This window comes from Allobosea sp. 67-29, from assembly GCF_001898115.1.
In the GTDB taxonomy this organism is placed as follows: Bacteria; Pseudomonadota; Alphaproteobacteria; order Rhizobiales; family Beijerinckiaceae; genus Allobosea.
This window is the reverse complement of record NZ_MKSQ01000011.1, coordinates 19,617-30,638: the sequence shown is the minus strand read 5'-3', so window position 1 is coordinate 30,638 and position 11,022 is coordinate 19,617. Positions and strand designations below refer to the sequence as shown.

Genomic DNA, 11,022 nt, shown 5'->3' with positions numbered 1-11,022 from the left:
CTGTCGGAATGCGCCCGCCCGGGCGTCTTTCGCGCGGCGTTTTCTGCATTTCGGCCCGATCTACGCAGGCAGCTTTCCAGCAACCGAGAGGCGATCGATGACGCATAGCTTCAAGACCGGAACCAGGGCGGCCGCATCCCGGAAGCCCGGCACCAGCCGCCGGCACTTTCTCCGGCTGTCCGGCACCGCCGCCTTGCTCGCGGCGGCGAAATCCGCCCTGCCCTCCGGCGCGTTCGCGCAGGGCTCCGGGCCGGAGGTGAAGGGCACGCGCCTCGGCTATATCGCGCTGACCGACGCCGCGCCTCTGATCATCGCCAAGGAAAAGGGCATATACGCCAAATACGGCCTGCCCGACATGGACATCGCCAAGCAGGCCTCCTGGGGTGCGACGCGGGACAACATGGCGCTCGGCTTCAAGGCCAACGGCATCGACGGCGGCCATATTCTCTCGCCAAAGCCCTATCTCTACAGCACCGGCAAGGTCATGCAGAACGGGCAGCCGCTCCCGATGTACACGCTGCTGCGGCTGAACGAGGACTGCCAGGGCCTCTCGGTCTCCAACGAATACAAGGATCTGCCGGTCGGCACCGATTGCTCGGCACTGAAAGAGGCCTTCGAGAAGAAGAAGGCAGCGGGCAAGGAGGTGAAGGCGGCGATGACCTTCCCCGGCGGCACGCACGATCTCTGGCTGCGCTACTGGCTCGCCGCCGGCGGCATCGACCCCGACAAGGACGTCTCGACCATCGTCGTGCCGCCGCCGCAGATGGTGGCGAACATGAAGGTCGGCACCATGGACTGCTTCTGCGTCGGCGAGCCGTGGAACGAGCAGCTCGTCAACCAGAACATCGGCTTCACGGCCGCGACCACCGGCGAGATCTGGTTCAAGCATCCCGAGAAGGTGCTCGGCATGCGCGCCGACTTCGTCGACCAGAATCCCAAGGCCGCGATGGCGATCATGATGGCGACGATGGAAGCCCAGATCTGGTGCGAGAAGATGGAGAACAAGCAGGAGATGGCCGAGATCATCGGCCGTCGCCAGTGGTTCAACGTTCCCGTTCCGGACATCATCGGCCGCATCAAGGGCGACATCAATTACGGGCGCGGCAAGGTCGCCAAGGGGACGAACCTGCTGATGAAGTTCTGGGGCGAAGGCGGCTCGGTCTCCTACCCCTGGAAGAGCCTCGACACCTGGTTCGTGACCGAAAACATCCGCTGGGGCAAGTTCGAGGCGAACACCAACGTCAAGGCGCTCGTCGACAAGGTCAACCGCTCCGATCTCTGGCTGGAAGCCGCGAAGACGCTCGGCATCGCGGGCACGCCGAGCTCGGATTCCCGCGGCGTCGAAACCTTCTTCGACGGTGTCAAATTCGATCCGGCGGCGCCGATGGACTACCTCAACGCGCTGAAGATCAAGCGGATCGCCTGACCATGGCCGAACCCCTGATCATCGTCGGCAACGGCATGGCCGCGACCCGGCTGGCTGAGGAGCTCAGCCAGCGCGCGCTCGGCCGCTATTCCGTCGCGGTGATCGGGGACGAACCCCGACCGGCCTATAACCGGGTGCTGCTCTCGCCTCTGCTGGCCGGGGAGATCGGCGAGAACGACATCGACCTCAAGCCCCCGGCCTGGTGGCGCGATCGCGGCATATCCACCTTCTACGGCCGCTCCGTCGAGCGCATCGACCGGGCGGCCCGGGTGGTGACGCTTCGCGGCGGGTCGAACCTGCCCTACGGCAAGCTCGTGCTCGCGACCGGCTCGACGCCGCTGCGTCCGCCCTTCCCCGGCGGCGCGCTCAGGGGTGTCGTGACGTTTCGCGATACGGCCGATGTCGGAATGATGCGGTCCTATGCGGCGCGCGGCGCCCGTGTCGCCGTCATCGGGGGCGGCCTGCTCGGGCTGGAGGCCGCCCATGGCCTTGCCCGTGCCGGGGCGGAGGTGACGCTGTTGCATCTCGTCGACCGCCTGATGGAGCGCCAGCTCGACCGCGAGGGCGCGGGCCTGCTCGCCGCGGCGATGGCGGCGCGCGGCGTCGACGTGCGCCTCCGTGCCGAGACGAAAGGCTTCCGTGGCCGGGACCATGTCGAGGCCGTCGAACTCACGGACGGCACCGAGATTCCCGCCGATCTGGTGGTCATCGCCATCGGCGTGCGCCCGAATATCGAGATCGCGCAAGCGGCCGGACTTGGCGTCGGACGCGGCATCCTGGTCGATGACGGCCTCGCCACCAGCGACCCCGCGATCTTCGCCATCGGTGAGTGCGCCGAGCATCGCGGACTGGCCTACGGGCTGGTCGAGCCGGCCTATGAGCAGGCGCGGGTGCTCGCCGCCCGCCTTGCCGGGCGCGACGGCGCCTATCTGGGGTCGCTGCTCTCGACCAATCTCAAGGTCTCCGGGGTCGGCGTGTTCTCGGCCGGCGAGTTCGAGGCGGGGGACGGCGCCGAGACGGTCGTGCTGCGCGATCCCGCCGCGGGCGTCTACCGCAAGTTCGTGCTACGCGGCGGGCGGCTCGCCGGCTGCGTGCTGGTCGGCGATACGCACGGCGCCCTGTTCTATCTGGGGTTGATCCGCTCGGGCCAGGATGTCGGCGCGATCCGCGCCGACCTGCCTTTCGGCGAAAGCCATTGCATCGAGGCGGCCGCCTGATGCGCCACGACGCTCCCCTTGCCCCGGCGGCGGTGCGTACGACCTGCCCCTATTGCGGTGTCGGCTGCGGCGTAGTGGCCACGCCCGACGCGCTGGGCGGCGCCGCGATCGCCGGCGATCCGGAGCACCCGGCCAATCGCGGACGGCTCTGCTCGAAGGGCTCGGCGCTCGGCGAGACGCTGGGGCTCGGCGGGCGGGTGCTGCATCCGCTGAAGCGCAACATCGCCGGCGGCTACGACAGGATCGGCTGGGACGAAGCTCTCGGCGCCGTCGCCACAGGTTTGCGGACCATCGCCGCCGAGCACGGCCCGGAGGCGGTCGCCTTTTATCTATCGGGCCAGCTTCTGACGGAGGACTACTACGTCGCCAACAAGCTGGCGAAGGGCTTCATCGGCACGCCGCATGTCGACACCAATTCGCGGCTCTGCATGTCCTCGACGGTCGCGGCGCAGCGGCGGGTCTTCGGCTCGGACACCGTGCCCGGCGCGTATGAGGATTTCGACAGCGCCGACCTGATCGTCCTGGTCGGCTCGAACACGGCCTGGTGCCACCCGATCCTGTTCCGGCGGATGCAGGACAACCGGCGCGAACGTGGCGCGCGCCTCGTCGTCCTCGACCCACGCCTGACCGCGACGGCGGAAGAAGCCGACATGGTGCTGACGCTGAAGCCCGGCTCCGACGCCGTGCTCTTCGCCGGACTGCTCGTTCACCTCTGCGATCGTGGCCTCGTCGACCGGGGCTATGTAACGTGTCATGTGACGGGTCTCGAGGAGGCGCTGGCCAATGCGCGCGCAATCGCGCCCGCGTTGGCCTCGGTATCCCTTGCAACCGGTGTTCCGGCCGACCGGATCGCGGCCTTCTACGAGCTCTGGGCGAGCACGCCGCGCGTGGTCACGGCCTGGAGCCAGGGCGTCAACCAGTCGGCGCAGGGCACGGACAAGGTGGCCGCGATCCTGAACTGCCACCTCGCGACGGGGCGGATCGGGCGCGCCGGCTGCGGACCGTTTTCGCTCACCGGGCAGCCGAACGCCATGGGTGGGCGCGAAGTCGGCGGGCTCGCCAATATGCTCGCCGCCCATATGGGCTATGGCGCCGAGGAGATCGACCGCGTCCGCCGCTTCTGGAACGCGCCGAACATGGCACGCGACGAAGGTCTGAAGGCCGTCCAGATGCTGGAAGCGGTCGCCCGACGCCGCATCCGCGCGATGTGGGTGATGGCGACGAATCCTGCTGTCTCCCTGCCGGATGCGGACAAGGTACGCGACACGCTCGCCGGCCTCGACCTCTTCATCGTCTCGGAGAACGTGCTCTCGAACGACACGCTCGCGGCCGGGCCTCACTACATCCTGCCGGCCGCTGCCTGGGGCGAGAAGGACGGGACCGTCACCAATTCCGAACGCCGGATCTCGCGCCAGCGCCCCTTCCTGCCCCTCCCCGGCGAAGCAAGGCCGGACTGGTGGATCATCTGCGAGGTCGCCAAGCGTCTCGGCTTCGGGAAGAGCTTCGCCCATGCCGGCCCGTACGAGATCCATGCCGAGCACGCCGCTCTCTCGGCCTTCGAGAACGAGGGAACGCGCGATTTCGACATCGGCGCCCACGCCGACCTTACAAGAGCCGCCTATGATGCGCTCAAGCCGGTGCAATGGCCCGCGCCGGCCGATCGGCCGCATGGCACCGCGCGGCTCTTCGGGGACGGCTCGTTCTTCGGTCCGGAGCGCCGCGCACGGATGAGCCTGCTCGCCGGACCCAAGCTCGCCTCGCCGGTGAGCGAGATTTTCCCGCTGCTGCTGAACACCGGGCGGGTTCGAGACCACTGGCACAGCATGACCCGGACCGGCCTCAGCCCCCGGCTCAGCGTCCATGCCGCCGAGCCCTCGGTGCACGTCCATCCGGCCGAGATCGCTCGCTTCGGGCTGGCCGAGGGTGGGTTCGCCCGGCTCGCCAGCGCTTACGGCAGCGCGGTGCTGAGGGTGGCAGCAGACACCGGCGTAACCGAGGGGACCGTATTCGCGCCGATCCACTGGTCCGGCGAGACGGCCTCCGATGCCCGTATCGGCGCCCTCGCGCAGCCGTGCTGCGACCCCTTCTCAGGGCAGCCCGAATTGAAGGCGACACCGGTCTCCATTGCAGCAGTGGCCTATCGTTTCGAAGGCTTTGTCCTGTCACGCGGCCCCTTCGACCTGCCGTCGGGAGGCTGGTGGTCGCGGCTTGCGGTGCAGGGCGGCGAAGGCCGGCTTTTCGCGACCGACGCCGCCGTCGATGCGCTCGCGGCGCTGGTGCGCGAACGCTTCGGCACGGACGAACTGACCGAGCTGGTCGACCATGAAGGCGGCCATTATCGCTGCGCCGTGTTCCGGGCGGGGCGGCTCGTCGCCACGCTCTTCCTCGCACGGGCGGGCCACGCGCCTCTCTGGGACACCGTCAAGACCGTCTTCGCCGATCCGGCGTCGATCGTGGAACGCCGGCTCTCCCTCCTCTCTGGACGTCAGCCCGGGGGACCGGCGCCCGGCCCGACCGTCTGTGCCTGCTTCGGGGTGGGGCTGAACGCGATCCGCACCGCCTTCGAGGCAGGCGCGGCGACGGCCGAGGAGATCGGCGTTCAACTCAAGGCGGGGACCAATTGCGGCTCCTGCCTCCCTGAAATCCGCCGCATCGGTGCGCAGGCGCGCGAGACGGCATGACGAACGCAACCGAACGCTCGGTCAAAGGAGAGACTGAAACATGGGTCAGCCTGTCTTGAAAGATGCGGGTGCGGGCGCCGCGGTCGTCGCGCTCCCGGGCAAACCGTCCGAGGTCGTGCCGTTGCCGGTGGGGCCTGCCAAGCCCTTCCTGGCAAAGCTCGCTCCCTTGGCAAGAGGCGCTCTCGCCAACCTGCTGCCGCCGCTGATCACGGTCGCGCTGATCCTGCTGTTCTGGCAGCTCGCCGCGCATGGACCGCAATCCTCACTGCCGCCTCCGACGAAGATTTGGGAAGAGGCGAAGGATCTGATCGTCCAACCGTTCTACTGGGCGGGCTCGCAGGATATCGGGCTGGGCTGGCGCATTCTCGTCTCGCTGCAGCGGGTCGCCATCGGCTTCAGCCTCGCGGCGGTCGTCGGCATCCTGCTCGGCGTGCTGGTCGGCCAGTCGGTCTGGGCGATGCGCGGGCTCGACCCGATTTTCCAGGTGTTGCGCACCGTGCCGCCGCTGGCCTGGCTGCCGCTCTCGCTCGCCGCCTTCCGCGACAGCCAGCCCTCGGCGATCTTCGTGATCTTCATCACCGCGATCTGGCCGGTGATCATCAATACGGCCGTCGGCATCCGCAACATCCCGCAGGACTATCGCAATGTGGCGCAGGTGCTGCGTCTGAACCAGATCGAGTTCTTCTACAGGATCATGGTGCCGGCGGCGGCGCCTTACATCTTCACGGGCCTGCGGATCGGCGTCGGGCTGTCGTGGCTCGCCATCGTCGCCGCCGAGATGCTGACCGGCGGCGTCGGCATCGGCTTCTTCATCTGGGACGCATGGAACTCGTCCCGCCTCTCCGACATCATCGTGGCGCTGGTCTATATCGGCGTGGTCGGCTTCCTGCTCGACCGCCTCGTCGCCCTCATCGGCCATGTCGTCACCCGCGGCACCGCAACCAACTGAGGGGCAAGCGATGAGCTATCTGAAGATCGACCATGTCGACAAGCGCTTCCAGCGGGGCGCCGCCACCACCGAAGTGCTCAAGGATATCAACCTCGTCATCGACAAGGGCGAGTTCGTCTCGATCATCGGGCATTCCGGCTGCGGCAAGTCGACCCTGCTCAACATCGTCGCGGGGCTGACGCCTGCGACGACCGGCGGCATCCTGCTGGAAGGCAAGGAGGTCAACGCGCCCGGGCCGGACCGCGCCGTGGTGTTCCAGAACCACTCGCTGCTGCCGTGGCTCACGGTCTACGACAATGTCGCGCTCGCCGTGAACAAGGTCTTCGGCGGCAGGAAGAGCAAGGCCGATCGGCATGACTGGATCATGCACAATCTCGACCTCGTCCAGATGGCCCATGCGAAGGACAGGCGACCCGGCGAGATTTCCGGCGGCATGAAGCAGCGCGTCGGCATCGCGCGCGGGCTCGCCATGGAGCCGAAGATCCTGCTGCTCGACGAGCCCTTCGGCGCGCTCGACGCGCTGACCCGCGCCCACCTGCAGGATTCCGTGATGCAGATCCACGCCGCACTCGGCAACACCATGATCATGATCACCCACGACGTCGATGAAGCCGTGCTGCTTTCCGACCGGATCGTGATGATGACGAACGGCCCTTCGGCCCGCATCGGCGAGGTGCTCGACGTCAAGCTCGTCCGCCCGCGGCGGCGGCTCGAACTGGTCTCGGACCGGACCTACATCGCCGCGCGCGAGGCGGTGCTGAAATTCCTCTACGAGCGCCATCGCTTCGTCGAGGCGGCGTGACGGATCCGGTCATGAGCGACGATTTCACGCCCGACCAGAAGCGCTATCTCGAAGGCTTCGTCAGCGGCATGCAGTCCACCCGCACGGCGCGCGGGCTGGCGCCGCTCGGCTCGGGCCCCGGCAGCGCGGCCTCCGTGCCGGCCGGGCCGGACAAGGAGCATCGGGAGGCGCAGGCGAGGACGATCGCAAAAGGCGGCAAGCTCGCCGAACAGGAGAAGTGGAAGGCGACCGAGCACCCCTTCGATGCCTATGCCCGCTTCAAGGCCCAGGCCGAAAGCGGCACCTATCCCAAACCGGACGATAATTTCCGCTGGCGCTATCAGGGCCTTTTCTATGTGGCGCCGGCGCAGAACAGCTACATGTGCCGGCTGCGCATTCCCAACGGCATCCTGACGCACTGGCAGTTCGCCGGCGTCGCCGATCTCGCCGAGCACCTCGGAGGTGGCTATGCGCATGTCACCACCCGGGCCAACCTGCAGGTCCGAGAAATCGAGGCGCAGAACGCTCCTGCGTTCATCGAAGCGCTGAGCGATCTCGGCCTGACGGCGAAGGGCTCCGGTGCCGACAACATCCGTAACGTCACCGGCTCGGCCACCGCCGGGATCGACCCGCGCGAACTGCTGGATACAAGGCCGCATGCCAGGGCCTGGCATCATCACATCCTGAACGACCGCTCGCTCTACGGGCTGCCGCGCAAGTTCAACGTCGCCTTCGACGGCGCCGGCTCGATCGCGACGCTCGAGGACACCAACGACATCGGCTTCCAGGCGATCGAGGTCGTCGAAGGCGCGAGCTTCGAAGGCGAGCCGGTCCGTCCCGGCGTCTGGTATCGGCTCGCGCTCGGCGGCATCACCGGCCACAGGGATCTGGCGCGCGACACCGGCGTCGTCGTGGCTCCCTCGGACGCGGTCGCGGTAGCCGATGCCGTCATCCGCGTCTTTACGGCGAACGGCAACCGCAGCGACCGCAACAAGGCCCGGCTGAAATACGTCCTGGACGATTGGGGGTTCGACAGGTTTCTAGTCGCAGTGGAGGAGAAGCTCGGCCGCAGGCTGGTCCGGGTCGGAGCAACGTTCGTCGCGCCGCGTCCGGCCTATGACCGCCTGGCCCATATCGGCGTCCACGCGCAGGCGCAGGCCGGGCTGAACTGGATCGGTGTCGCGCTGCCGGTCGGCAAGCTCACCGTGGCACAGATGCGCGTCATCGCCGCAATCGCCCGACACAGTGGCGACGGCGATATCCGCCTCACCGTCTGGCAGAACCTGCTGATCTCTGGCGTGCCGGATGCAAGCGTCGATGATGTGCTCGCCAACCTCGAGGCCATCGGGCTTTCGGCCGAAGCCTCTCTGCTGCGGGCCGGGCTGATCGCCTGCACCGGCGCCACCGGCTGCAAGTTCGCGGCCGCCCACACCAAGGAAGACGCACTCGCCATCGCCGCGCATTGCGAGCCGCAGATCGTGCTGGACCAGCCGGTCAACATCCATCTCACCGGCTGCCACAACTCCTGCGCGCAGCACTATATCGGCGATATCGGGCTGATCGGCGCCAGGGTCCCGGTGGGGGAAGAAGGCGACACGGTCGAGGGGTACGACCTCTATGTCGGCGGCGGTTACGGCGTCGATGGCGGCATCGCCCGGGCCTTTCGCGAGAAGATCAAGGCCGAGGAGGCGCCGGCCGTCGTCAAGTCGATCCTGGATGCGTGGCAGATGCACCGGGCCACCCCTGACGAGAGTTTCGTCGCCTTCGCGCGGCGCCACGACATGGAGGCGCTGACGGTTCTGGTCGCAAGGACGGAGGCTGCAGCGTGACCGTCCAGACGCCTGCCCCCATCGTCCAGGTCATCCCCGCGACTGCTCCTTTCAGCGACGAGCAGCGCTCCTGGCTCAACGGATTCTTCGCCGGCCTGCTCTCGCTCGACAACGCCGGCGTCACGGCGCTGTCGCCCACCGAGAACGCCGCGGTCATGACCGAGGCCGAGGATGGTGCGCCCTGGCACGACCCGTCGCTCGAAATGGCCGAGCGCATGACGCTGGCCGAAGGCAAGCCCCTGCCCCGCCGGCTCTATGCGGCGATGGCCCAGCAGGATTGCGGGCAATGCGGCTATGTCTGCGAGACCTATTCCGCGGCCATCGCATCAGGCGCCGAAGGGCGGCTCAATCTCTGCGCGCCGGGCGGCAAGGAAACGCTGCGCCAGATCAAGACATTGATGGAGGAGCCCGGGGCCGCCGCCCCCGCCGTTCCTGCCGGGGCCGCACCAGCTGCGGAACCGGTTCCGAAGGGCCGTTGCCGCGAGAATCCCGCGCTCGCCACCTTCCTGTCCCGCAGAAAGCTCAATGGCCCCGGCTCGGAAAAGGAGACTTGGCACGTCGAGTTCGATCTCTCGGAATGCGGCCTCGACTACATCGTCGGCGATGCGTTCGGCGTCGTCGCGCAGAACGATCCGCGCCTCGTCGACGCCGTGGTCGCGCTCCTGGGCGCGCGGCCGGATGCCGAGATCGCCGGCAAGCCGTTGCGCGAAAAACTGATGACCGACTGCGCGCTCGGCCCGGCGCCGGACGCCCTGTTTCAGCTCATGTCCTATGTCACCGGCGGCGAGGCGCGTGCAAAAGCCCGGCGCCTTGCCGCGGGCGACGACCCCGACGGCGATCTCGACCGACTCGACGTGCTCGGCGCGCTGCACAAGTTCTCGCAGGCGCGCCTCTCGGCGGAGGCCTTCGTCGAGGCGCTCGATCCGCTCCAGCCGCGGCTCTATTCGATCTCGTCCTCGCACCACGCCACACCCCGCCGCATCACCCTGACGGTCGATGCAGTGCGCTACAAGGTCGGCTCGCGCCCGCGCTGGGGCGTCGCCTCGACCTTCCTAGCAGAGCGCGTCGCTCCCGGTGACAAGGTGCCCGTTTATGTCCAGCGCGCCCATGGTTTCGCCCTGCCGCCCGACCCGGCGACTCCGATCATCATGTGCGGTCCGGGTACGGGCGTGGCGCCCTTCCGCGCCTTCCTGCACGATCGGCAGGCGACCAAGGCGCCGGGCCGCAACTGGCTGTTCTTCGGCCATCAGCGCCGGGCCTGCGATTTCTTCTACGAGGACGAGCTGCAGGCGATGAAGGATTCGGGCTTCCTCTCCAACCTGACGCTCGCCTGGTCGCGCGACGGCGAGAAGGTCTACGTCCAGGACCGCATGCGCGAACGCGGCGGCGAAATCTGGTCGTGGCTTGAAATGGGTGCGCATTTCTACGTCTGCGGCGACGCCAAGCGCATGGCGAAGGATGTCGAGCGCACTCTCATCGACGTCGTCGCGGAGCATGGCGGACGCTCTGCCGAAGACGCAATCGCCTATGTCGCGTCCCTGCGGAGGGCCGGACGCTATCAGGTGGATGTATATTAGGGTCGAGACTGTGATTTTGGGCTGCTTGGCGGCTGTCCCTTGAGGGTTTCAAGGTTCTGTCCGCGCTCGCCGATTTGGGGGCCGGTGGTGCTACATCGGGTCTCACAGGGCCGGAGGTTGCATTGTCTCGAAGCGGGCTTCGAAGCCCATCCGTCGACCCTCGCGGATCGTCCGTCCCTGCGTTCCCTCACCAGGCGCCGCCATCGGGTCGGCTTGGGAGCATCACCGCGGGCAAGAGGAAGGCCACGCTATCTCGGGCTTCGAACAAGGTGCCCCGCGCAGCATGGCGTACATGATGAGGGCGAGAGAGATGGGCCTTGCCGATCCGATTGAGGCTGCCACGCGATCGAGGCTCGGATGCCGAAGCTGCGCCGCGACCCTCATAGGCTCGTACTGACGCCCGGACCCATACGCGGCCGGTGCACGCGCTGGCCGCCACGCTGGGCACCATCCTGGACTGAACGTGGCGACGAGGCGTTGGCCATGGCCAGAACACAAGAACCCCGTCTCGTGGCGAGGCGGGGTTTTGGTTTTGGTTGGTTGCGGGGCCTGAAACACCGAC

General features: G+C 67.8%; 7 protein-coding genes. All 7 read left to right on the top strand.

From position 1 onward, the window contains the following. Window positions 1-97 precede the first annotated feature (97 nt). The 7 genes from BGO20_RS10220 to BGO20_RS10190 are packed head-to-tail and all read left to right on the top strand — an operon-like array spanning window position 98 to window position 10,460. Window positions 98-1,426: a CmpA/NrtA family ABC transporter substrate-binding protein gene (locus tag BGO20_RS10220; protein ID WP_291664663.1), complete on the top strand. Its 1,329-nt coding sequence runs from the start codon at window positions 98-100 to the stop codon at window positions 1,424-1,426. A 2-nt stretch (window positions 1,427-1,428) separates the two neighbouring features. Next, window positions 1,429-2,643 carry an NAD(P)/FAD-dependent oxidoreductase gene (locus tag BGO20_RS10215; protein ID WP_291664662.1) on the top strand — a complete coding sequence of 405 codons (1,215 nt, stop codon included), beginning with the start codon at window positions 1,429-1,431 and terminating at the stop codon, window positions 2,641-2,643. Further along, the gene (locus BGO20_RS10210; RefSeq protein ID WP_291664661.1) at window positions 2,643-5,324 is read left to right on the top strand and encodes a nitrate reductase; all 2,682 of its coding nucleotides are present in this window, start codon (window positions 2,643-2,645) and stop codon (window positions 5,322-5,324) included. Before BGO20_RS10215 ends, BGO20_RS10210 begins: the two co-directional genes overlap by 1 nt. A gap of 40 nt (window positions 5,325-5,364) precedes the next feature. After that, complete coding sequence (gene ntrB, locus BGO20_RS10205; RefSeq protein WP_291664659.1) at window positions 5,365-6,273, top strand: nitrate ABC transporter permease; 909 nt, start codon at window positions 5,365-5,367, stop codon at window positions 6,271-6,273. A 10-nt stretch (window positions 6,274-6,283) separates the two neighbouring features. Further along, the gene (locus tag BGO20_RS10200) at window positions 6,284-7,075 is read left to right on the top strand and encodes an ABC transporter ATP-binding protein (protein ID WP_291664658.1); all 792 of its coding nucleotides are present in this window, start codon (window positions 6,284-6,286) and stop codon (window positions 7,073-7,075) included. 11 nt (window positions 7,076-7,086) lie between these two features. Continuing rightward, window positions 7,087-8,883, top strand: coding sequence for a NirA family protein (locus BGO20_RS10195; RefSeq protein ID WP_291664657.1), 1,797 nt, complete (start codon window positions 7,087-7,089; stop codon window positions 8,881-8,883). Then, complete coding sequence (locus tag BGO20_RS10190) at window positions 8,880-10,460, top strand: sulfite reductase subunit alpha (protein WP_291664656.1); 1,581 nt, start codon at window positions 8,880-8,882, stop codon at window positions 10,458-10,460. The genes BGO20_RS10195 and BGO20_RS10190 overlap by 4 nt, the downstream gene beginning before the upstream one ends. Window positions 10,461-11,022 lie beyond the last annotated feature (562 nt).